At 71.2% G+C, this 22,797-nt stretch carries 21 protein-coding genes; 2 read left to right on the top strand and 19 right to left on the bottom strand.

Features of this window, described 5'->3' with window-relative positions:
• Positions 1–185: 185 nt before the first annotated feature.
• Together NI17_RS06910 and NI17_RS06905 are read right to left on the bottom strand one after the other, a co-directional pair.
• Positions 186–1,823: an ATP-dependent acyl-CoA ligase gene (locus tag NI17_RS06910; RefSeq protein WP_068692918.1), complete on the bottom strand. Its 1,638-nt coding sequence runs from the start codon at positions 1,821–1,823 to the stop codon at positions 186–188.
• Positions 1,823–2,611 (bottom strand): enoyl-CoA hydratase/isomerase family protein, encoded by a 789-nt coding sequence (locus NI17_RS06905; RefSeq protein WP_068692917.1) that lies wholly within the window; start codon positions 2,609–2,611, stop codon positions 1,823–1,825. The genes NI17_RS06910 and NI17_RS06905 overlap by 1 nt, the downstream gene beginning before the upstream one ends.
• Positions 2,612–2,919: 308 nt before the next feature.
• On the opposite strand from NI17_RS06905, the gene NI17_RS06900 reads away from it, so the two are divergent.
• Complete coding sequence (locus NI17_RS06900; RefSeq protein ID WP_068692916.1) at positions 2,920–3,669, top strand: SDR family NAD(P)-dependent oxidoreductase; 750 nt, start codon at positions 2,920–2,922, stop codon at positions 3,667–3,669.
• A gap of 7 nt (positions 3,670–3,676) precedes the next feature.
• Complete coding sequence (locus NI17_RS06895; protein ID WP_068692915.1) at positions 3,677–4,465, top strand: amidohydrolase family protein; 789 nt, start codon at positions 3,677–3,679, stop codon at positions 4,463–4,465.
• Positions 4,466–4,662: 197 nt separating this feature from the next.
• Here NI17_RS06895 and NI17_RS06890 read toward each other — a convergent pair whose 3' ends face one another.
• The 17 genes from NI17_RS06890 to NI17_RS06810 all read right to left on the bottom strand — a co-directional run bounded on the left by NI17_RS06890 (position 4,663) and on the right by NI17_RS06810 (position 22,797).
• Complete coding sequence (locus tag NI17_RS06890) at positions 4,663–5,166, bottom strand: nuclear transport factor 2 family protein (RefSeq protein ID WP_068692914.1); 504 nt, start codon at positions 5,164–5,166, stop codon at positions 4,663–4,665.
• Complete coding sequence (locus NI17_RS06885) at positions 5,163–6,698, bottom strand: MFS transporter (RefSeq protein ID WP_084012752.1); 1,536 nt, start codon at positions 6,696–6,698, stop codon at positions 5,163–5,165. Before NI17_RS06885 ends, NI17_RS06890 begins: the two co-directional genes overlap by 4 nt.
• Positions 6,699–6,792: 94 nt before the next feature.
• Positions 6,793–7,509: an ABC transporter ATP-binding protein gene (locus NI17_RS06880; RefSeq protein ID WP_068692913.1), complete on the bottom strand. Its 717-nt coding sequence runs from the start codon at positions 7,507–7,509 to the stop codon at positions 6,793–6,795.
• Complete coding sequence (locus NI17_RS06875) at positions 7,502–8,275, bottom strand: ABC transporter ATP-binding protein (RefSeq protein ID WP_068692912.1); 774 nt, start codon at positions 8,273–8,275, stop codon at positions 7,502–7,504. The genes NI17_RS06880 and NI17_RS06875 overlap by 8 nt, the downstream gene beginning before the upstream one ends.
• Positions 8,272–9,216, bottom strand: coding sequence for a branched-chain amino acid ABC transporter permease (locus NI17_RS06870; RefSeq protein WP_068692911.1), 945 nt, complete (start codon positions 9,214–9,216; stop codon positions 8,272–8,274). Before NI17_RS06870 ends, NI17_RS06875 begins: the two co-directional genes overlap by 4 nt.
• Entirely contained in the window at positions 9,213–10,103 is an 891-nt protein-coding gene (locus tag NI17_RS06865; RefSeq protein WP_068692910.1) for a branched-chain amino acid ABC transporter permease, read from the bottom strand. Before NI17_RS06865 ends, NI17_RS06870 begins: the two co-directional genes overlap by 4 nt.
• Before the next feature lie 103 nt (positions 10,104–10,206).
• Complete coding sequence (locus NI17_RS06860) at positions 10,207–11,397, bottom strand: ABC transporter substrate-binding protein (protein WP_068692909.1); 1,191 nt, start codon at positions 11,395–11,397, stop codon at positions 10,207–10,209.
• Between the two features lie 569 nt (positions 11,398–11,966).
• Positions 11,967–12,728, bottom strand: coding sequence for a FadR/GntR family transcriptional regulator (locus NI17_RS06855; protein WP_068692908.1), 762 nt, complete (start codon positions 12,726–12,728; stop codon positions 11,967–11,969).
• A gap of 133 nt (positions 12,729–12,861) precedes the next feature.
• Entirely contained in the window at positions 12,862–14,085 is a 1,224-nt protein-coding gene (locus NI17_RS06850; protein ID WP_119267760.1) for a CaiB/BaiF CoA transferase family protein, read from the bottom strand.
• A gap of 46 nt (positions 14,086–14,131) precedes the next feature.
• Positions 14,132–15,610 (bottom strand): aldehyde dehydrogenase family protein, encoded by a 1,479-nt coding sequence (locus tag NI17_RS06845; protein WP_068692907.1) that lies wholly within the window; start codon positions 15,608–15,610, stop codon positions 14,132–14,134.
• The gene (locus NI17_RS06840) at positions 15,610–16,095 is read right to left on the bottom strand and encodes a MaoC family dehydratase (RefSeq protein WP_234402050.1); all 486 of its coding nucleotides are present in this window, start codon (positions 16,093–16,095) and stop codon (positions 15,610–15,612) included. The genes NI17_RS06845 and NI17_RS06840 overlap by 1 nt, the downstream gene beginning before the upstream one ends.
• Complete coding sequence (locus NI17_RS06835; RefSeq protein ID WP_068692906.1) at positions 16,092–17,000, bottom strand: HpcH/HpaI aldolase/citrate lyase family protein; 909 nt, start codon at positions 16,998–17,000, stop codon at positions 16,092–16,094. Before NI17_RS06835 ends, NI17_RS06840 begins: the two co-directional genes overlap by 4 nt.
• Positions 17,000–18,166 carry an acyl-CoA dehydrogenase family protein gene (locus NI17_RS06830; RefSeq protein ID WP_068692905.1) on the bottom strand — a complete coding sequence of 389 codons (1,167 nt, stop codon included), beginning with the start codon at positions 18,164–18,166 and terminating at the stop codon, positions 17,000–17,002. Before NI17_RS06830 ends, NI17_RS06835 begins: the two co-directional genes overlap by 1 nt.
• A gap of 73 nt (positions 18,167–18,239) precedes the next feature.
• Positions 18,240–19,010, bottom strand: a complete 771-nt coding sequence (locus tag NI17_RS06825) for an SDR family NAD(P)-dependent oxidoreductase (protein ID WP_068692904.1) — start codon at positions 19,008–19,010, stop codon at positions 18,240–18,242.
• A 214-nt stretch (positions 19,011–19,224) separates the two neighbouring features.
• The gene (locus tag NI17_RS06820) at positions 19,225–20,367 is read right to left on the bottom strand and encodes an acyl-CoA dehydrogenase family protein (protein ID WP_234402049.1); all 1,143 of its coding nucleotides are present in this window, start codon (positions 20,365–20,367) and stop codon (positions 19,225–19,227) included.
• 47 nt (positions 20,368–20,414) lie between these two features.
• Positions 20,415–21,575 (bottom strand): acyl-CoA dehydrogenase family protein, encoded by a 1,161-nt coding sequence (locus tag NI17_RS06815; protein ID WP_068692903.1) that lies wholly within the window; start codon positions 21,573–21,575, stop codon positions 20,415–20,417.
• A 436-nt stretch (positions 21,576–22,011) separates the two neighbouring features.
• On the bottom strand, positions 22,012–22,797 hold the full coding sequence (locus NI17_RS06810) for a crotonase/enoyl-CoA hydratase family protein (protein ID WP_068692902.1): 786 nt from the start codon (positions 22,795–22,797) through the stop codon (positions 22,012–22,014).

Genomic DNA, 22,797 nt, shown 5'->3' with positions numbered 1-22,797 from the left:
TGGCGGGCCGCCCCGGACGCCTGCCTGGAACACCGCGCCCCTCCCCCACTTCCCGGCACCGGTCCTGTGGCCTTGCCCCTCCGGGGACGGCCCGGGGAAAGCAGGCGTGCGGCGTCCGTTCAGCGGCGCCGGACGCCGCACCCCGGGGAGGGGCCGGTCGCCGCGCGGTGGCCGGCCCCGCGGACTCAGCGCCGCTGACCGGCCAGCCGGTCGTGGGTGTCGCCGGTGACGCCGTCCTCGCGCAGCCGTGCCTTCTGCACCTTCTCCGAGGGGGTCTTGGGCAGGGTCTCCATGACGCGCAGGAAACGCGGGACGGCGAAGGCCGGAAGGCGGGTGTCGCACCACTTCCACAGCTCCTCGGCCTCGACCGGCTCGCGCACGACCACGCAGGCCATGACCTCGTCCTCACCCGCGTCGACCTCGGCGGGCACCGCGATGACCGCGCACTCCACCACCGAGTCGTGGCTGAGGATCGCCTGCTCCACCTCGTAGGAGCTGATGTTCTCGCCGCGGCGGCGCAGCGCGTCCTTGTAGCGGTCGACGAAGTAGTACCACCCGTCGGCGTCGCGGCGCAGCGCGTCGCCGGTGTGGAACCACAGGTTGCGCCACGCCTCGGCGGTCTTCTCGGGCATCCCGTAGTAGCCCATGCTGGTGATCCACGGGACCCTGGAGCGCACGACCAGCTCGCCGACCTCGCCGACCGGGACCTCCTCGTCGGTGTCGGGGTCGACCAGGCGCACGTCGAACCAGTCGTCGGCGGCGAGTCCGGCCGCGCCCGCGGGGCGGTCCTCGCCGTAGGGCGACAGGATCGGCGCGGAGGTCTCGGTGAGGCCGAAGACCTCGACGAACGCCTCGACGCCGAACCGGTCCCTGAAGTCGGCGAGGATGGAGGAGGCGGTGGGGGCGGCGAAGATGCAGCGCAGCGGGTTGTCGGCGTCGTCGGGACGGCGCGGCTGCTTGTGGACGAAGTCCATCATCACGCCGATGAAGTTGGTGACCGTGACCTGCGACTCCCGGATCTGGTCGATCCACCGGCTGGCGCTGAACCGGCTGCGCAGGACGAACCGGGCGCCGCTCAGCAGCGCCGGGTAGGCCGACATGAACTGGGCGTTGCCGTGGAACAGCGGGGTGACCGCCATGGCCGTGTCGGCGTCGGTGAGCCGGGTCAGGCAGGCGGTCTCGGCGGAGAAGAAGAACATCTGCGCGTGCGGCATCGCCACGCCCTTGGAGGGGCCGGTGGTGCCGGAGGTGAAGAAGATGGAGGCCAGGGAGCGCGGCGAGACCTCGGGCAACTCGCCCTCGCGCTCGGCGGTCAGCTCCTCCCAGCGGTCGGCCCGCCAGCCCGCCCCGCGCAGCGCGGCGATCGCCCCGTCGACGTCGCCGTTGTCGACCACCCAGAAGCGCTCGATGTCGGAGCACTCGGAGGCCACCTCGACGAAGCGCTCGGCGTGCTCGGCGTCGATGACCGCCCAGCGCGGCCGCGAGGTGCGCACCTGGTGGGTGAGGAAGTCGCCCTTGTAGGCGGTGTTGATGGGGACCTCGACCATGCCCGCCATGGCGCTGCCCAGCCAGGTGAAGACGAACGCCGAGGAGTTGCGGGCCATGATGAGCACCCGGTCTCCGGGGGCGCCGTCGACGAGCAGCGAGCGGCCGACGTTCTCGGCGGTGGCGAGGGTCTCGGCGTAGCTCCAGCGCCGCCCCTCCTCCGGGGCGTCGAGGTAGACGGCCTCGGGTGCCCGCTCGGCGCGGTTGCGCAGCACCGTGGGCAGTGCCCAGTCCGCACGGTCGGAAAAGGCGGGGCGGAGATCCTTGTAGGTGCGCATCAGTTCTCCTCGGGGCTGGTGAAGAGGGGGGCGAAACGGGGCGGCCGCTTCTCGGCGAAGGCGCGGGCGCCTTCGAGCATGTCGGGGTTGCCGATGGCCTGGGCGAGCATGCCGATTCCGGAGCGGAAGGAGTCGCGGGCGCTGTTCCACCACAGGTTGGAGCTGATCTTGGCGATCTCCAGGTAGCGGGGGCTGAGCGCGAGGAGTTCGGCCGCCCACTCCTCGACGGTGGCCTCCAGCTCCTCGGGTTCGGCGACCGCGTTGACCAGTCCCATCTCCAGTGCCTGGGCCGCGGTGTAGCGGCGGCAGAGGAAGGACAGCTCCTTGGCGCGCTTCTCCCCGATCTGGATCGGCATGATGTTGGTGCCGCCGAGGACCGGGGCGCTGCCGACCCGGGGACCGGTCTGGCCGAACGTGGCCCTCGTCGAGGCGACGGCCAGGTCGCAGGCGACGACCAGTTCGTTGCCGCCGCCCGCCGCCGCGCCGTTGACCGCGGCGATGACCGGGCGCGGGGAGGTGCGGATCGCGTCGAGCAGGGCGAGCGACCCCTCGTACATGGCGCGCACCTCGCGCGGGTCGGGATCGTCCATGGTGGCCAGGTAGCCGCCCGCGCAGAACCCCCTCCCCTGGCCCGTGATCACGATCACACCGCTGTCGACGCAGTCCTCGATCGCCCTGACCGCGGCCCGCGCCATCGGTCCGTCGAAGGCGTTGAACCGCTCCGGGCGGTTCAGCCGGATCCAGGCGACCTGGTCGCGCCGCTCGACGAGTACGTCTTCCCCTGCCATGGCACCTCCCATACTTACCATATAATCATATTCATGATTAATGTTCGGGCGATCACACCTCCCGTGTCAACCGCCTTGACCCCCCTGGCATAGTGGCGTCATAATCATTATAATAAATAATTGCGGCTTCCGGCGGCAGAACGCCGACGCGGTTTCCCCGGGCGCACCGTTGCCAGGGCGCCCACCAGCCAACGGCAGAGGTACGGCAGCAGTCAACCACGAGTAGGAGGGTCACCGGTGTCCGACCGACCCCCGATCCACCAGTACCCCACGGCCCCGCCCCGGCGACCCGTTGGGGGGTGGGCCTGATGGCGGGAGAACTCGAAGGCAGGGTCGCGCTCGTCACCGGTGCGGGCCGGGGCATCGGAGCCGCGATCGCCCGCGGATACGCCGAACGCGGAGCGCTGGTGGTCGGCACCGCCCGCTCCGAGGACCAGTTGCGCGAACTGGCGGCCACCGCCCCCGAGCGCATCTCCACGGCAACGGCCGACCTGCGCGACGAGGCCTCGCTGGCCGGACTCGTCGACCAGGTCGTCGAGCGGCACGGCCGGATCGACATCCTGGTCAACAACGCCGGTGTGGCCCCGGCCGCCGACTTCACCACCGAGCCCGTCGAGCAGTGGCGCGCCACCCTGGCGGTGAACGTGGTCGCCCCGATGGCGCTGGCCCAGGCCGCCGGACGGCACTTCATCGCCCAGGGCGGAGGCAAGATCATCAACGTCGCCTCGACCACCGGCCTGCGCGGCAAGCCCGGACTGGTCGGCTACTCCACCTCCAAGGGCGCGGTGATGCGCTTCACCGAGTCACTGGCCGCGGAGTGGGCCCGCCACAACATCCAGGTCAACTGCATCGCCCCCGGCGCGTTCGCCACCGACGCCCAGAGCGCGGTGCTGGAGTCGCCGGACCTGCTGAACCGCCGGGTGCGCCGCATCCCGGCCAAGCGCATGGGAGACGTGTCGGAACTGGTGCCGCTGGCCTGCCTGCTGGCCGCACCGGGCTCCGACTTCATCACCGGGTCGATCTTCGTCATCGACGGCGGCGAGTCCGGAAAGCTGTGAGGTACCGATGATCATCGACGCGCACACCCACGTCTGGCCCGAGAAGATCGCGGCCAAGGCCCTGGCCGGACGCGTCCCCGGCATGGAGGCGGTGTTCGACGGGACCGTTCCCGGTCTCAGGCGCTCCATGGCGGCCGCGGGGATCGACCACTGCGTCGCCTTCGGCATCGCCGACCACGCCCGCCACGTCGAACGCGCCAACGAGTTCATCGCCTCCCAGCGCAGCGACTGGCTCACCCCGTTCGGCACCGTCCACCTCGACCTCTCGGTCGAGGAGAACATGGCCGCGCTGCAGCGCAACGGGATCAGGGGGGTGAAGCTGCACCCGCTGTTCCAGCGGTTCGCCCTGGACGACCGGCGGCTGTGGGACCTGTTCGACGCCTTCGGCTCCGACATCGCGGTCATCGCCCACGTGGGCTTCGGCGGCGAGGGATCGGCCAACGAGAACTCCACCCCGCAGATGCTCGCCGAGGTGGTGCGCAACTTCCCCGACCTGCGGCTGATGGCCTGCCACTTCGGCGGCTTCCGGCGGCTCGACGAGGCGGAGGAGTACGTGGTGGGGCTGCCCGTGGTCCTGGAGACCTCGTGGCCGCCGAGTCTGGCCGAGATCCCCACGGAACGGCTGCGCGCCCTGGTGCACCGGCACGGACCCGACCGGATGATCTTCGGCTCCGACTGGCCGATGGTCGACCCGGCCGCCGAGATCGAGGCGATCCGGCGGCTGGAACTGCACCCCGACGACGAGGCCGCGATCCTGGGCGGCAACCTCGCCCGCATCCTCGGCATGCGGAGCTGACCCTCTCCCGGGTCTCCGTGGCCGCGCGGGAGCCACGCCGGACGGGACCATCCTGAAAGCCCCGGCTCCGTACCGCCACCCCTGTGCGGCACGGAGCCGGGGCAGCGGGGGCGGCGTCGGCGTGGAGGGAGGCCCCCGACGCCGCCCCCGTACCCCTTCCGAACGGCCCCGGAAACTCCCCTGGGGCCCGGCCCCTCCTACAGGTCGCCCGGCTGCGGGGGCAGGCCCGGCCAGCGCTTGGTGAAGGGGGTGCGGAAGATCTCCGCGAGCTCTTGGACCGGAGTGACGTAGAGGAACTTCGTCCTGCGCTCCCGGAACCGCCAGACGCCCTCCTCCCTGACGTAGGAGTCGTGGTAGCGCAGCGCCGCGACGAGGAACTCGCCGCCGCGTTCGATCTCGGCGTGCCCGGTGACGATGCCCCGCGCGGTGTCGTCGGTGAGCCAGTCGATCACGACGTTGTGCGGCGAGTGCACGGTCTTGCCGTTGAGCCCGCCCCGCTCCCGCAGGAACCCCTCGATCTCCTCGCGGCCCCGCAGCCGCACCCCCGCGTGCTCGAAGACGCCTTCGGCGGTGTACATCCGGGCGACGGCCGCGTGGTCGCGGTCGTCCACCGCGACGGCGTAGCGCGCGACCAGGTCGTGGATCCTGGCACGGTCCTCCACGCGGCGCAGCCGTCTTTCGAACTGTTCGTGGTCGGTCATGAACATGCCCTCCTGTCATCCGGTCTCTCGGCCTCGGGGCGCGCGCCCGTCGGCCGTTCCTTGCGCCCCCGCTCCGGGACGCGGCCGTGTGCCCGGTCGGCGCCGCGCGGCAGCGGCCCCCTCCCCCGCCGACCGCCGACCCCCTGCCGGGGCAGCACCAGCGGCACCAGGCACAGGGCCAGCAGGTTGAGCAGTGCGCTCATGCCGTAGTCGATCGTGAACGCCACCCGCACGGGATGCTCCTCGCCGGCCGGCGTCCACAGGACCAGCACCACCGCGGACACCTGCGACACAATCGCCATGGCGATGTTACGGATGATGGTATTGATCCCATTGGTCGCACCCGCCTCGTTCTCGGGCACCGCCTCGGCGATGAGCACCGGCAGCACGCTGTAGACCGTCCCGCCCCCGATGCCGGTGGCTCCCGCACCGACCAGAACCGTGACCGGGCCCACCGGGCAGAAACCCAGGACCGCCAGGCCGACGACCGCCGACGCCGCGCCCACCGCCAGCGGGGGCCGGGTGCCGAAGCGCGCGACGGCCCTGCCGGTCAGCGCCCCCGCCACCAGCGTGGTGAGCGAGAAGGGCAGCAGGTACAGCCCGGCCTGGGTCGCCCCCGCGTCCAGGCCCGCCCCTCCCCCGGCGGGCAACCGGACCATCTGCGGCACCAGCAGGAAGGCCGTGATCTGCCCGCAGGTCACCAGGAACCCGAGGGCGTGCGCCAGCCAGACGTTGCGCCGCCGCATCAGGTCCAGGTTGACCAGCGGGTCGCGGACGCGCCGCTCGAAGGCCACCAGGACCGCCAGGCCCACGACACCCGAGCCGAACAGGGCCAGCACCGGCGCGGAGAGCCACCCCCACGCCTCCCCCCGGCTGACCGCGAGCAGCGACGTGCTCAACGCGAGGGTGAGCAGGAGCGCGCCGACCCAGTCGACCCGTCCCGTGCCGCGGTCGGGCACCCCCGGCACCAGGAGCGCGATCGCGGCCAGTGCCACGGCCGCCATGCCCGCGGCTCCCCAGAACAGCCCCTGGTAGCCGAAGTGGTCGGCGACCAGGCCGCCCACGGGCAGCCCGAGCGCTCCGCCCAGTCCGAGCATGGAGCTGACCATTCCCATGCCGAACGCCGCCCGGTCCCGGGGCAGCAGGCGGCCGAGGATGGCGAAGGACAGCGGGAAGACACCGCCCGCCACCCCCATGATCACCCGCCCGACGACGACCGCGCCCAGCGAGCCGCCCGCCGCGGCGATCACCCCGCCGGCCGCGAACAGCCCCAGCGAGACCAGCAGCACCGGCTTGCGGCCGAACAGGTCGCCCAGACGCCCGGCGATCACGGTCAGCACCGCCGAGGAGACGAAGAAGCCGGTGACCACCCAGGCCGCCTCGCTGGCGGTGGAGCCGGTGGCCGCCTGGATCTCGGAGAGGACCGGAACGATCGCGTTCTGCGACATCGCGTAGGTCAGCCCGCCGAAGACCAGGGGGACGACGACCCGGGACGGGGACACCCCGGCGGGACCGGCTGGGGGGAGCGACACGCTGCACCGCCTTCGTACTGCCGTGGACCGGACGGGCGCCCTGCGGACGCACCGTGGCGGGGCCGTGCCGCGCACGGCCCCGCCACGGGAGGGGTCAGGACTCGAGAGCCGCCTCCCCCAGGAAGGCGCGGACCACCGAGGTGTTGCGGCGGGCCTGTTCGGCCGGACCGCTGAACACGACCTCGCCGCGCGCCACGACCACGACGTCGTCAGCGATCTCCAGTCCCATGTCGGCGTTCTGCTCCACCATGAGCAGCGCGATGCCGGAGTCGGCGATGGCGCGGACCGCGCCCAGCACGGACTCGACCATCGTGGGGGCCAGCCCCATGGACGGCTCGTCCAGCATCATCGCGCGCGGCGTGGACATCAGGGCCCGACCGAAGGCCAGCATCTGCTGCTCGCCGCCGCTGAGCAGGCCCGCCGGGCCGTTGCGCCGCTCCCTGAGGATCGGGAACATCTCGTAGACGCGGGCCATGGCCTCGGCCGCCCTGTCCCGGCCGGCGGTGTAGCCGCCGAGGACCAGGTTCTCCTCCACCGTCAGGGGCGCGAACACCTGCCGCCCCTCGGGGACCAGCACCAGGCCGTCGCGCACGATCCGGTGCGTCGGATGGCCGGTGATCGGCCTGCCGTCCAGGACCACCTGTCCGGACCTGACCGGGAGCAGCCCCATGGCCGCCCGCAGCGTCGTGGTCTTGCCCGCGCCGTTGGCTCCCAGGAGCAGGGTGATCCGTCCGGGAGCCGCGGACGCGCTCACCCCGCGCACCGCCTCGATCTTTGCGTAGCTGACGTGCAGATCACGGATCTCAAGCATGGGACCGCCACCGCTTCCCCAGGTAGGCCTCCTGCACCGCGGGATGGGAGACGACCTCCTCGGGCGATCCCTCGGCCACGAGCGAGCCGAAGTTCATCGCCACGAGGTGGTCGCAGGTGTCGACCATCATCTGGACGTCGTGCTCGACGATCAGCTGGGCCAGCCCCTCGTCCCGCAGTCTGCGCATCAGCTCCGAGACCTCCTGGCGCTCGGAGTGGTTCATTCCGGCGGTGGGCTCGTCGAGCAGGAGCAGCCGCGGCCGCGCCGCCAGGGCGCGGGCGATCTCCACCCGGCGGGCCATGCCGTAGGACAGCTCGCCCGGCCAGGAGCCGCGGACGTCGCCCAGCCCGGTCCGCTCGATCGCCTCCTCGACCGCCTCGGAGGGCCGGTCGCGGCCCAGCCAGGACCGCAGCCTGCCCCCCGAGGGGCGCAGGTCGGCGCCGAGCTGGACGTTCTCCAGGACCGTCAGTTCGGGCAGCAGCCGCACGGTCTGGAAGGTGCGAGCCAGTCCGCGGTGGGCCAGCCTCGTCGGCGGCGCGGTCTGGTACTCCTCGCCGTCGAGCAGCAGGCGCCCCCGGGTGAGCGGCACCAGGCGCGTCACGGCGGCCAGGAAGGTGCTCTTGCCCGAGCCGTTCGGGCCGAGGATGCCGTAGATCCGGCCCGCGGGCAGCCTCAGCCCGAACCCGTCCACGGCCTTGATGCCGCCGTAGTGCACCGCCACGTCCTCGGCTTCGAGGACGGCGGGGGCGGCTTCGGTGGTCGTCATCGCACCCCCTCCTTGGAGGATTCGCCGCCGAGCGCCTCGCGGACCGCGCGTTCCTGCGCGTCGGCCCCGTCGGCCGACGCGGCGACGGCCCCGCCCGACCGGCCGCGCAGCTTCCGGTAGCCGCTCTGGGCGAGGCCCAGCAGGCCGGTGGGCATGAAGACCGCGGCGAGGATGATGATCAGTCCGTAGACCAGGTCCTGCCACTGGCCCGCGGTGGACAGCACGCTCGGCAGCCAGGTGAAGATCACGGCGCCGATGAGGGCTCCCAGCCACGACCGGATCCCGCCGATGATGACCATCGTCAGGGCGAGCACGATCAGGTGGAAGTTGACCTCCTCGGGGGAGACGGTGGTGCGCAGCAGGGTGTTCATCGCCCCGGCGCACGCGCCCAGCGCGCCGCTGACCGCGAAGGCGATCTGCCGCATGGGCACCACTGCGATGCCCATGGACAGCGACAGCTCCGGGTCCTCGCGCACCGCGTCGACGCGCCTGCGCAGCGGACCGCGCTCGGTGAGGGCGAGCAGCAGCGCCGCAACCGCGCAGACCACCACCACGCCCCCGGTCGTCAGGTCGCTGATCACCCCGTACAGGCCGTGCGCGCCCCCGGTCAGCTCGCCGCCGTTGGTGGCGAGCACCGCGATGATCAGCACGAACGCGATGGTGGCCATGGCCAGGTACAACCCGCTCAGCCGGGCGACCAGCAGGGAGAACAGGTAGCCGACGAGCGCGGAGAAGAGGACGGCCGCGCCGATGGCGACGGCGGCCGGGACCTCGTAGCGCAGGGTCAGGACGGCCGCGGTGTAGGCACCCAGTCCGTAGCTGCCGACTCCGGCGAAGGAGAAGACGCCGACCCGCAGGGGGACGTGGATGCTCAGCGCCAGCAGGAAGTTGATGAACGTGGCCTCGATCAGGACCAGGTGGGACGCGTACCAGGCGGTCATGTCCGACGCACCTCCTTACGGCCGAAGATGCCGCGCGGCAGGAAGAGCAGCACCACGAAGATGAGGCCGAAGGCCACCGCGCTGGCCCAGGTGCCCGACATCTGGGTCACCACGAGGGTCTCGGCCAGGGCCAGGACCATCGCTCCGGTGACCACTCCGGCGACCGATCCGATACCGCCGAGGATGATCGCGGCGAACGCGCTGATCAGGAAGCTGTCGCCGGTCTCGGGGGCGATCGAGCCGAGGTAGTAGGTGAGCAGGATCCCGGCGACCCCGGCCAGCGCCCCGGCCGCCGCCATCGTGCCGAGCGCCATCCGGCCGCGGTCGACGCCCATGAGGCTGGCGACCTCGGGGTTGACGCCGATGGCGCGCAGTGCCAGTCCGGCGCGGGCGGACCTCAGCCACCACGCGGCCAGGCCCGCCAGCCCGAAGGCGGCCACGAGGATGACGATCTGCACGTTGGAGATCTGCACCGGGCCGAGCTGGTAGGTCGCGATCTGGAACGTGCTGGCCGAGAAGCCGAACGGCACGCTCTTGGTCAGGTTCTGGGCGATCGCCAGCAGGACGCTGGCGGCGCCGATGCCGCCCACCACGATCTGCATCTCGGCCTTGAGCAGGTCGGGGTTGCGGCGCAGGATCAGGTTGAAGATCAGCGCCTGGGTCAGCACCGACAGCACCATGCCGACGGCGGCGCCGAGCAGGACCATGGCCCACATCGGCAGCGCCACCGACTGCACGGCGTAGTGGGCGACCATCGCCGAGAACATGAAGGTGCTGCCGTGGGCGAAGTTGAGGATGCCGATGGTTCCCCACGCCACGCTCATGCCGAGCGCGAAGAGGAGGTACAGCGCGCCGAGGGTGACCGCGTCGATCAGGATCTCCGCCACCGCCTCCTCCTCTCCGCCGCTCCGGTGCGCGGCGCGCCCGCGTCACGTGTGCTCAACACGGCCTCACGTCTTTCCGTGACACCTCTGCCTGGGGGACGCGGCATCAGGAGCCGTCCAGGGTGAGGACGATCTCCTCGGAGCCGTCCCAGCTGGCCAGCACGCCCTCGACGCGCACGTCGTTGCCCTCGAAGGCCAGGGGTCCCTGGGCGCCGTCGAAGCCCTCCGCGGCGATCTTGGCGATTCCCTCCTGGATGGCGGTGCGCTCGGCGCTGTCCGCCTCCTTGATGCCGCGGGCCAGCAGCCAGACGGTGTCGTAGCCCTCGGCGGCGTAGTTGTTGGGGACCTCGCCGTCGTACTTCTCCTGGTAGGCCTCGACGAACTCCTGGGTGGAGGGGGCCTCGCTGCGGGCGCTGAAGTTGCTGGGCCACACGACTCCGGCGGCCTCCTCCCCGGCGGTCTGCAGGTTGCCGGCGCCCATCGTGGTCATGCCGATGATCTCGCCCTCGTAGCCCTTCTGCCGCAGCTGGCTGACGGCGCGGGGGTTCTGCGGGCCGGTGAGCAGGACGAAGACCGCGTCGGGGGCGTCGTTGGCGATCTGGGAGCTGACCGCGGTGAAGTCCTGGGCGTCGACCGCGACGCCGTCGGAGCGCTCGATGGAGACGCCGTTGTCCTCGATCACCCCGGGCACCGTCTTCTCACCGAGTTCGGTGAGGGTGGGGTTGCCGCTGTTGTAGAGGACGGCGGCGGTCTCGACCTTCCTGTCCTTCAGGTAGTCGCCGATGACGGGGTAGTAGGAGCCCGCCGGAGCGGTGACCCGGTAGGTGTAGTCGCCGACCAGGACGCCCTCGCTGCCGGCCTGGTAGTAGACGACCGGGATCTGGCCCTTCTCCGCGATCGGGGAGATGGCGGAGGCCTGGGCGCTGAGTCCGGGGCCGAGGATGGCGGCGTAGGAGGAGTCGGACACCGCCTGGGTGGCGAAGCTGGCGGCCTCCTGGGTGCTGTCGGAGCTGTCCTTGAGGTCGATCTCCAGCTTGGTGTCGCCGAGGAAGCCCTGCTCGTTGATCTGCTCGACCGCCAGGTCGACGCCCTTGGTGCTGTTCTCCCCGGCGAAGGCGACGGGGCCGGTCATCTCCTTGATGGACATGATCTTGATCGTGTCCGGCAGGCCCTCGCCCGCTCCGCTCCCCGCGGCCTCTCCGGCGTCGGAGCTGCCGCAGGCGGTGAGACCGGCGATGAGTGTTGCGGCTCCGGTGACGGCGAAGACAGAGCGGAACCAGTTCTTACGCATGTTCATGGACCATCCAATCGCCAACCACATAATCATGATGATTATAGTGATGGTTGTCACGTTAGAGGTCCAGGTCACACTTGTCCACCCCTTTCGGGGCGGACGCCGCCTCACCCCCGGCCCCACCGGCCCACCGGGCGCCTCCTCCCGCCGGACCGCCGCCCACGGCGACCGCGGCCTCGCGGAGCACCCGGCGGACCGCGGAGAGCAGGATAATATAACCATTATTATTAATATTTGGAAACGGTGTGGCCCGGCACGCAACACGTCGGTGACGGTTCTGCCCTGTCACCGGGGCGGTGCCCGTGGGCGCTCCTCGGCGCGTCCGTGCGGCGCCGGCGACGGCTTCCTTCCGGGAAGACCGGGACGCGAACCCCCGGACGCCCCTGTTGCCGACGCGGTCGACGTGCGGGGCACCCGCGCGCCGACCGGAGGGAAGGCGGTGAAGGAGCGGACACGGCCCCCGCGTCCGCCGCACCGCTGCGGGCCCCGGTGCACGGGGACGGGCGACCCGACGGGTCCGACGGGCCCGGCGGGAGCGCGTGCGCCGGGGAACCGGCGCACGCGGAGGACGGCTAACGCCAGTCGACGACCTCGTCCATCAGGTTCGGTTCGCGCTGGGCGACCATCTCCGCGTACCCCTGGAGGTGGTCGCGCATCAGGCGCTCCGCGGTCTCGGCGTCGCCGTTGATGACGGCCTCGGCGATCCCGGAGTGCGCGTCCCTGATGTGGCCGCCCTCGTTGGCCACGTAGACGGTCGAGGCGCGCTCGGTGAAGATGTCCTTCAACGCGCAGGCGATGAGCGTGAGCATGCCGTTGCCCGACATCGACAGCACCTTGGTGTGGAAGGCGTCGGTGGCCCGCAGCCAGGCCTCGGTGGTCTGGGCCTCGTAACCCTGCCGCACGATGGCCCGCAGTTCCTCGTTGTCGTCCGGATCGTGCCGCTCGGCCGCCAGTCGGGCGATGAACGGCTCCAACATGAGACGGGCCTCGACGAGTTCGGCGAAACGAATGTCGAGAACCTGGAAGAACAGAGTGGCCATCCGGCCGAAATCGCGACTGCTCACCTCGGACAGCACGGGACCGCCGCCCGGCCCCGGTTTCATCCGGATCAGGCCGTGCACCTCGAGGATGCGCAGCGCCTCACGGAGCGAACCGCGTGCCACCTGGTAGCGCTTGATCATGGCGCTCTCCGATTCCAGGACGGAATTCGGAGCGGGACGCCGTCTGGCGATGTCACGCACGATCTCACGGGCGACGATCTCGGAGACCTTCTCGCTGCGCCGTTCCCATGTGACGCCGGATGACCCAAATCCACTCATAATGTTCGGCAGCATACCGCTGTTCCACTCCTCCGCCGATTCCGCGGCACTTTATCCCGGGGAAAACAACAGGACCGTAAATCCCCACCCGGAATGGGACCGTTGCGCGCTCGACGGAGGAGTGGCGTCGCAAACACCCCTCGGTTCGTCAACGCGCGGCGTTGATGACACCGCCGTCGACCAGTCCGGCCAACTCCGACTCGGAGAACCGGAACTCCTCGGACAGCACCGAGTGGGTGTGCTCACCGACCGCGGGCACGCCGTGGTACTCGGGTCCCGGGTAGTGGGCCATGTGCAGCACCGGACCGGGCATCAGCACCGACCTGAGTGTCTCGTTGCCGGTGATCGGCACGAGGGTGCGCTCCAGGAAGTGCGGGTCGGCCACGATGTCGCTGGCGTCGTTGACCGGGGAGCTGACCACCTCGTACTCCTCCAGCACGGCCAGCACCCGGTCGCGCGGGAGCGAGCCGACCCAGTCGGCGACCTGTTTTTGCACCAGCTCGTTGTTGGCGAGCCGGTCGGCGTTGGTCGCGAACCTCGGGTCCCTGATGAGGTCGGGCTGGCCCATGGCCGCGAACAGCCGCGCCGCGATCGACTGGTTGGAGGCGGCGATGGCCAGGTACCTGCCGTCGGAGGCCTGGTAGATGCCCCGGGGCGAGGCCGCGCCGGTGTCGTTGCCGATACGGGTCTGGATCTCGCCGAGCCCGGTGTAGCGCAGCACCAGGTCGCCGATGATGAACATCAGCGGCTCGTACAGCGCCACGTCGACCACGTCGCCCTGCCCGGTGCGCTCCCGCCGGAACAGGGCCATGGCCGTGCCCATGGCCGCCGAGATCCCGGCGATGGAGTCCGCGAAGCCGAACGGCGGCGCGGTCGGCGGCGAGTCGGGCCACCCGTTGATGCCCGCGAACCCGCAGGCCGTCTCGGCGACGGTGCCGAACCCGGGCCGCTCCCGGTAGGGGCCGGTCTGCCCGAAACCGGACACCCGGGTCAGCACCAGGCCGGGGTTGTCCGCGCTGAGCGCGTCGTAGCCCAGCCCCCACTCCTCCAGCCGGCCCGGCCGGAAGGACTCGACCACGACGTCCACCTCGGCGGCCAGCCGCCGGACCAGGTCCTGGCCCTCCGGCCTGCGCAGGTCGACGCCGACCGAGCGCTTGCCCGCGTTGAGCCGGGAGAAGCCCAGCGACAGTCCGTCCTTCTGCGGCACCCACTGCCGGGCGTAGTCCCCGGTGACCGGGTCCTCGACCTTGACGACCCGGGCGCCGAAGTCCCGCAGCATCCGCCCCGCGGTGGGCGCCGCGTACATCGAACCGAGTTCGAGGACGCGCACCCCGGCGAGGGGGCCGTCCGCCGCGGCCCTGTTCTCCGTCATCTCCGCCTACTTTCGAAAAGCCGTACCGAAGGGGTGAGCGCGGGCGTCACAGGGCCCACTGGATGTGGCGGGGCTCCAGGAACTCCATGATCCCCCACTCGCCGATCTCCCGGCCGATGCCCGAGCGGCCCGCGCCGCCGAAGGGGGCGTCGGGGCGCATCGCTCCGCCGCCGTTGATCCACACCGTTCCGGCGCGCAGCCGCTCGGCGACGCGGCGGCCCTCCTGCAGGTCGGGCGCCCACACATTGGCGGCCAGGCCGTAGGCGGTGTCGTTGGCCAGGCGGACCGCCTCGTCGGTGTCCTCGAACGGCAGCACGACCGCGACCGGGCCGAAGATCTCCTGCTGCACCGCGCGGGCGCTGTGCGGCAGGTCGCCCAGCAGCACCGGGTTGACGTACCAGCCCCTCTCCGGCAGTGGGGTGTCGACCCGCAGCAGCGCCCGGCCGCCCTGCTCCAGCGCCTCGGTGACGAACCCGTTGACGCGGTCGCGGTGGTCGGGGCGGATCAGCGGGCCGATGTTGGTGGCCGGGTCCCAGGGGTCGCCGACCTTCATCTGGCCGAAGGCGTCGGCGCCGGACTTCAGGAAGCGGTCGTAGAGGCCCTCGTGGACCAGCAGCCGGGCCAGTGCCGCGCAGCCCTGCCCGGCGTTGCGGGACCAGCGCAGGTGCATGTCCACCGCGAAGGACTCGACGTCGCAGCCGGGCAGGACGATGTTGGCGGACTTGCCGCCGAGTTCCAGGGTGACGCCGTTGAGGTTGGCCGCCGCCTGCGCCATGATCTTGGCGCCCACCGCGTCGGAGCCGGTGAAGGACACCTTGTCCACACCCGGGTGGGAGGACAGGCACTGGCCGACGTCGGCGCCGCCGACGATGATGTTGAGCACGCCGTCGGGCAGGTCCGACTCGCGGACCAGCTCGCCCAGCAGCAGGGTGGTCAGCGGGGTTCGGGGCGAGGGCAGCAGCACCACGGTGCAGCCCGCGGCCAGCGCCGCGCCGAACTTGAAGATCGCCAGGTTGAGCGGGTAGTTGTAGCCGGTGATCGCGGCGACCACACCCACCGGGAAGTGGTCGACGTCGCTCATCGTGGGCACCGGGACGTCGTAGGGGCCCAGGTGGACCGTACGGTCCTTCTTGGCCGCCTCGGCCTGCCAGCGCAGGTGGCCGATCCCCATCCGCACCTGGAGGAACTCGGCGAGGGAGACCGGGGTGCCCACCTCGTTGACGATGGAGGCCAGCAGCTTCTCGAAGCGCTCCTCCATGCGGTCGGCGAGGCTGAGGATGGCGGCGCACCGCTGCTCGCCCGGCGTCACCGACCAGGGGCCGAAGGCGGCGCGGGCGGCGCGGACGGCCTCGTCGACCTGCTCGGGGGAGGCGCCGCCGACCGTGCCGATGACCTCCTCGGTGGCGGGGTTGTACACGTCCCAGCGCTCACCGGCGGGCGTGACCGGTCGGCCGCCGATGGTCAGGTCCCGTACCTCGGGAACGTAGTCGCGGATGGCGGCGATGGTCTCGCTGCTGACGCTCATCAGGCCTCTCCCTCGCTGTTGTCGGCGTCGACCGGCTTCTTGAGCATGAGTCCCACCCGGCGGCACATGCAGACCAGGACGTCGTCCTGGTTGTATCCGCGGTGCTCGAACCAGACGATGCCGGAGTCGGTCCGGCTCCTGGACTCGCGTTTGTCGAGGATGGTGGTCTCGGCGCGCAGGGTGTCGCCGTGGAAGACCGGGTGCGGGAACTTGACCTCGTCGTAGCCGAGGTTGCCCAGGGTGGTGCCCATGGTCAGCTCGGGCACGTGGAAGGCGCCGATGAGCGCGAGGGTGAACAGGCTGTTGAAGACGCGGCGGCCGTGGACGGTGTTCTTGGCGAACTCCTCGTCGAGGTGCAGCGGCTGCAGGTTCATCGTCAGCGAGGTGAACATGACGTTGTCCATCTCGGTGACGGTCCGGGTGAACGGGTGCTTGTACACCCTGCCCACCTCGAACTCCTCGAAGTACAGCCCGCGCATGGTCATTTCGCTTCCCTCCCCGCCCCGCGGCCGTCCGCCCGCAGGCGCTCGGCGCGCTCCAGCCAGTCCAGTGCCTTGTCGTAGTGGGCCTTGTCGATGTGCACACCCCGGTAGCGCAGCGCTCCGACCCCCTCGGCGGCGGCCTTCTCGTAGGCCTCGACCAGCCCCCGGTAGAAGGCGACGTCGGCGTCGGAGGGGGTGAACACGTCGTTGACGACCGCGACGTGGCTGGGGTGGATCGCGATCATCCCCCGGTAGCCGAGCCGGCGGCCCCGCCGCGCGAACTCGCGCAGGCCGTCGAGGTTCTCAAGGTCCTCCCACAGTCCGGTGAGGGCGTGGATCCCGGCCTCGCGGCAGGCGAGCAGGATGCGGCTGCGGTGGTAGAGCGTCTCGGTGCCCTCCGGCGTCCACTCGTAGCCCACGGCCCGCGCGATGTCGGCGTGCTCGGCGGTCGGGCCGATCATGGCCCCCACCCGCGGGGACGCGGTGGCCACCTCCAGACAGGAGTGGATGGCGCGCACCGTCTCCACCGGGATGATGTACTCCAGGCCGTCCACGCCGTTGCGGGACTCGAAGTGGTCCAGCAGCGCGTCGTAGCGCAGCACGTCGGTGGCCTGCTCGACCTTGGGGGCGAAGACGCCGGTCAGTCCCGGAACCACGACCTCCTCCAGGTCGGCGCCGGTCATCCTCGTGTTGAGCGGGTTGACCCGGACGAACAGGCCGACGTCGGCGTTGTCGGCGCGCACCCGCCGGATGGACTCGGCGACGGTGGCCCGGGCGGCGGCCTTCTGCGCCTGGGGCACCGAGTCCTCCAGGTCGAGCACGATCGCGTCTGTTCCCGAGGCCAGCGCCTTGTCCACCCACCCGGGGCGGTGGCCGGGGACGAAGAGTACGGAGCGGTAGGGCTGCATCAGTAGCTCCTCGGCAGTCCGAGGACGTGCTCGGACACGTAGTTGAGGACCATCTCCTGGCTGATCGGCGCGATGCGCATGAGCCGCGCCTCACGGAAGTACCGCTCGACGTGGTACTCCCTGCTGTAGCCGTAGCCGCCGTGCGCGCTCAGCGCCGCGTCGGCGGCGAAGAACCCGGCCTCGGCGGCCAGGTACTTGGCGGCGTTGGCCTCGCGGCCGCTGGGCTGGTCGTTGTCGATGAGCCAGGCGGCGCGCTGGCACATCACGTCGGCGGCGTCGAGTTTGATGAGGGCCTGGGCGAGCGGGAACGCGATGCCCTGGTTCTGGCCGATCGGGCGGCCGAAGACCGTGCGCTGCCTGGCGTAGTCGGTGGCCCGGCGCAGCGCGGCGCGTCCGATGCCGATGGCGGCGTTGGCCGAGATGACCCGTTCGGCGTTGAGGCCGGCCAGGATGGTCCGGAAGCCCCTGCCGACCTCGCCGACGACGTCTCCCTCGGGGACGAACAGGTCGTCGATGAACAGCTCGTTGGTGTCGATGGCGTTGCGGCCCATCTTGGGGATGCGCCGCACCGTGACGCGCTCGCGGTCCATGGGGGCGAAGAACAGCGTCAGCCCGTCGGTCTTCTTGGCCACCTGGTCGCGCGGGGTGGTGCGGGCCAGCAGGATCAGCCGCTCGGCCTCCTGGGCCTTGGTGATCCACACCTTCTTGCCGGAGACCAGCCAGCCGCCGTCGACCCTGCGGGCGAAGGTGGAGATGTTGGTGGTGTCGGTGCCCGCGTCGGGTTCGGTGACGGCGAAGGACACGTGCAGGTCACCGCCGACGAGGCGGGGCAGGAAGCGCCGCTTGAGGTCCTCGCTGCCGTGCCTGATGATCGGCTCGAAGCCGAAGATGCCGATGTGCACGGCGCTGCAGCCGTTCATGCCCGCGCCGGAGGCGGCGATCTCCTGCTCCACGATGGCGGCCTCGGTGACGCCGAGCCCGCCGCCGCCGTACTCGGTGGGGACGGTCAGCCCCAGCCAGCCGCCCTTGACCACGGCGTTGTAGAACTCCCAGGGGAACTCCTGCGACTGGTCGTGCTCCATCCAGTAGTCGTCGGAGAAGTTCGCGCACAGGTCACGCACCGCCGAGCGGATGTCCTCGTGCACTGTGTCCTTGCTGAAGTCCATCTGATCCTCCCGATCAGACCCCGTCCGCGCGGGGTGGGACCGCGCGGACGGGAGCGGTGTCGGTGTGGGGCTGCTACTTGGCGGTCAGTCCGCCGTCGACGGGGATGGTGACCCCGGTGACGTAGCTGGCGTCGTCGCTGGCGAGGAAGGCGATGACGGAGGCGATCTCCTCGGGCTGGGCGCCGCGGCCGAGCGGGATGCCGCTGACGAAGTCCTTGGTCAGCTCGGAGACGTCCGCGCCCGGCTCGCGCCCGAAGAACTGGGCGAGCATGGGGGTCTGCACGGTGCCGGGGCAGATCACGTTGACCCGGACGCCGTCGGGGGCGCCCTTGAGGGCGAGGGCGCGGGTGAAGGGGACGAGGGCGCCCTTGGTCAGCGAGTAGACGGGGCTGAACGGGGAGCCGACGAGCGCCGAGGTGGAGGAGGTCATGGTGATCGACCCCTTGCCGTCGGCGGCCCTGAGCAGGTCGTAGCCGAGGGTGCAGGTGTAGTAGGCGCTCTTGACGTTGACGTCGATGTTCTTCTGCCACTGGGCGTCGTCGACCTCGATGCCGCCGGGGCCGGGCATGCCGACCTGGGCGTGCAGGACGTGCAGGACGCCGTGTTCGGAGCGGATGCGGTCGAACAGCGCCGTGATGCTGTCGTTGTCGGTGGCGTCGACCTGGACGGGGCTGGCGGTCCCACCGTCGGCGGCGATCTCCTCGGCGACCTTCTTCGCCGCGTCCTCGCTGAGGTCGGCCACGTAGACGTGGGCGCCCTCGGAGGCCAGGCGGTGCGAGATGGCGCGGCCCATGCCCGACCCGCCGCCGACGACGGCGGCGATACGTCCCTCGAAACGGCGCATGCTATCGCATCCCTTCACAGTGGTTGTCCAGCCTGATCGTCACGTGGGGTGCCCGCCGGCCGCGCGTACCGCACTCCGCCGCGGCGTCGCCGCCGCGACTTCCGGCCACCCCACACCCCTATTACTTCTAATCATCATAAGAAATTATTGTGACGTAGGTCAAGAGGCGTTCGCGGCGGAGCACGGTCCCTGTACGCGGTGTCGCGGGGAGGGTTCAGCCGCTCCGCTTGGCGAGCCGCCTGGCCAGGGAGTCGAGCAGCACCTCGGTGGCCCCCTCGTACACGCGCAGCGGCCGCGCGTTGCGGTAGAGGCGCTCGATCTTGGAGCCGCGGACCAGTCCGAAGCGGCCCATGGTCTGCACCGAGCGGTCGGCCACGCGCCCCGCCGCCTCGGTCGCGCTGACCTTGGCGATCGAGGAGTAGTCCAGATGCCCCAGTGGGTCGCTCTTGGCGAGGGCGGCCGCCCGGTAGGTGATGGCCCTGGCCGTCTCCACCTCGGTCCACGACAACGCCAGGCTCTGCGACACCGCACCCAGGTCGAGCAGCGGCCTGCCGAACTGCTGACGGGTCCCGGCGTGCCGCAGCGCCTCGTCGAGGGCCGCCTGGGCGAGCCCGACGGCCGAGCCCGCCACGGTCACCCGGAACACCGCCAGCGTCTGCAGCATGAGGGAGAACGCCCGACCCGGCACGCCGAGGCGGTTGCCCTCGGGCACCTCGACCCCCTCGAAGTGGAGTTCCCCCAGGATGTGCGGCGCGATGAGGTCGTCGCCGCGCCGGACGGTCAGGCCGGGCGCGTCCGCGGGGACCAGCACCATGGAGTAGCCCTCGCCCTCACGGCCGAGGACGCAGTAGAAGTCGGCGACGCCGCCGTTGGTGATGAACGACTTGCGGCCGTCGACCCGCACCCCCCTGGGGGTGGCCTCGATGGTCGTGGTGACGCCCCGCAGGTCGGAACCGATGTCGGGTTCGGTCAGGGCGAGCCCGGCGATCGCCTCCAGCCGGGCCACCCGAGGGAGCCACTCGCGCCTCAGCTCGTCGGAGCCGCCGACGGTGAGCGAGTAGCTCCCCACCCCCTGCATGCCGAACAGGGAGTCCAGGTGCGCCGAGGTGTACATCAGCGCCTCGCGGACGACGGCGATCGCGAGCGGGTCGAGGACGTCGCTCTCACCTCCGTAGGCCGCGGGCACCACCTGGCGCGCCAGACCGCTGTCCCGCAGCGCCTGTGCGACGCCCCGGTGCACCTCGACCGCGGCGTCCGCCTCGTCGGCGAACTCCTCGACGCTCTCGGCCACCGACCGCGCGATCCGCTGGATCTCGCGGTGACGCGGACCCAGGTCGAACAACTGCCCATCTTCCACGATCGCCCTCTTCTTCCTCGAGGATGTGTCCTGAAACGGCGGCTCGGCTACCGGCGCTGGTTGAACTTGCGGCCCAGCAGTTCGGAGACGATGCGGATGCGCTGCATGGTCGGCGTGCCGCCCGCGATGGCCCAGCCGTGGGCGTCGCGGTGCAGTCGCTCGATGCCGTACTCCTCGGTGTACCCGTTGCCGCCGTGCAACTGCATGGCCAGGTCGGTGACCCGCTTGGCCATCTCGTTGGCGGTGCACTTGGCCAGGGAGACCTGCAGCGGGTCGGGCAGCCCGTTCTCGGCGCTGGCAGCGGCGCGCTGCTGCAGCAGGCGCGCGGCGTCGACCTGCAGCACCATGTCGGCGAGGGTGACCTGGATGCTCTGGAACTCGATGAGCGGCCTGCCGAACTGCTCGCGCTCCTGGACGTACTGGATGGTCCGGTCCAGGGCCTCCTGGCCGATGGCCAGGCTCATCGTCGTGTTGCCGAGGCGTTCGACGGAGAAGACGCCGAACAGCCTGCCGAAGCCGCCCTCGGGAACGACCAGGTTCTCCCTGGGCACCCACACGTCGTCGAAGATGATGTCGGCCGAGGGGATGCCGCGGAAGCCCATGAGCCGTTCGGGAGGGCCGAAGCTGAGTCCGGGGGTGCCCTTGTCGACCACGAGCGCGCCGATCGCCTTGGACCCGGGGGCGTCGCCGAGCCGGGCGTAGACGAGGTACTGGTCGGCCTCTCCGCCGTTGGAGATCCAGCGCTTGGTGCCGTTGATCACGTAGCCGTCGCCGGAGGGCCGGGCCGAGGTACGCATGTCGGTGGCGGCGGAGCCGGCGTCGGGCTCGGAGATGGCGACGGCCATGGTCCTCTCGCCGGAGACGATGTCCGGCAGCCAGCGCTCGCGCTGCTCCTCGGTGCCCAGGTGGTTGATCACCTGCGCCGGTCCGGTGTTGGCCTCGAAGATCTGGAAGGCCGCGGGCCGGCAGACCTTGGCGAACTCCTCGATCACGGCCAGCGCCTGGGCGAGGGGAGCCCCGGCCCCACCGTAGCGCTCCTGGTGGGCGATGCCGAGGAAGCCCAGTTCACCCAGGCGGAGCCGCTCCTCGCGCGAGATCGGGCTCCGTTCCACGTCGAGCTTCTCGGCGATCGGCCCGTACACCTCGCGGGCGACCTTCGCAGCCAGTTCACGGATCTCCGTGTATTCATCGACGGGTTTGGCCGTCATGGGGCAGTCCCCTTCTGTCTTGGTTAATCATTATACTAGATATGAGTACCCAGTCCCCCGAGTCAATGCCCGCGGCGGAACCTTTTGCCGCCGCGGGCACAACCCGAGGCCGTCGCGCCACCCCAAGACGACATCCCCCGCGGCGCGACCCCACCGGAGCGCACCGGCCGCCACCTCCCCGGATTCCGCCCTCCGGACGGGTCGGAGGAGCCGACGCGACACCCCTCGGATCGACACCGAGCCTACCATAATCATGGTTATGTTGATCAACAATTATGCGCCGATTCCCGCCTCGCGGTGGGGTACACGTCGGGGGCGCTCCGTGGGAGCGCCCCCGCTTCCGTGTCCAGCGGCCCCTCCTGCGCGGCGTCCGCCGGTTCGAGGCGCGCGGCGCGCGTCCCCGGCCGCGACCGCGCCGCCCCTGCCGGGAACCGGCCTACCGGCCGCTCCAGCGCGGTTCGCGCTTCTCGACGAACGCGAGCGCGCCCTCCTTGGCGTCGGCGGACTCCCGCACCGGGTTGACGTACTCCTCCTGGCGCGCGAACTGGGTGTCCAGTGTCCAGTCCACCGAGTTGACCAGCACCTGCTTGGAGGCGGCCAGCGCCAGGGGCGCGTTGGCGGCGACCTCCCCGGCGAGGGCGAGCGCCGCGGCGAACGCCTCGCCGGGCTCGGTGAGCCGGTTGACCAGGTGCACGTCGGCGGCCTCGGCCGCCGGCCACATCCGTCCGGTGAGGACGAGCTCCATCGCCAGGTGGTAGGGGATGCGGTGCTGCAGCCGGAGCAGGCCGCCCGCGGCGGCGGTGAGTCCGCGCTTGACCTCGGGAAGCCCGAACCTCGCCTCGCGGGAGGCCACGACCAGGTCGCACGAGAGCACGATCTCGAAGCCCCCGGCGAGCGCGTAGCCCTCCACCGCCGCGATGAGCGGCTTCCTCGGCGGCTGCTGCACCAGACCGGCGAACCCCCGGCCCGGCACGACCGGGCGCTCCCCGCGGGCGAACCCCTTGAGGTCCATCCCCGCGCAGAAGGTGCCGCCCGCCCCGGTGATGACGCCGACGCTGAGGTCGGGCCGGCTGTCGAGGGTCTCCAGGGCCTCGGCGATCTGGTGGGCCATGGCCTGCGACATGGCGTTGCGGGCCCCGGGCCGGTTCATGGTGAGCACGAGCACCCGCCCGCGCTCCTCGACGAGGAGGTCGGGTGCGTCGCCGTTGACAGTGCTGCTCAT

The organism is Thermobifida halotolerans, from assembly GCF_003574835.2.
In the GTDB taxonomy this organism is placed as follows: domain Bacteria; phylum Actinomycetota; class Actinomycetes; order Streptosporangiales; family Streptosporangiaceae; genus Thermobifida; species Thermobifida halotolerans.
The sequence above is the reverse complement of the archived record's forward strand: the minus strand, read 5'-3'. Positions and strand labels throughout refer to the sequence as shown.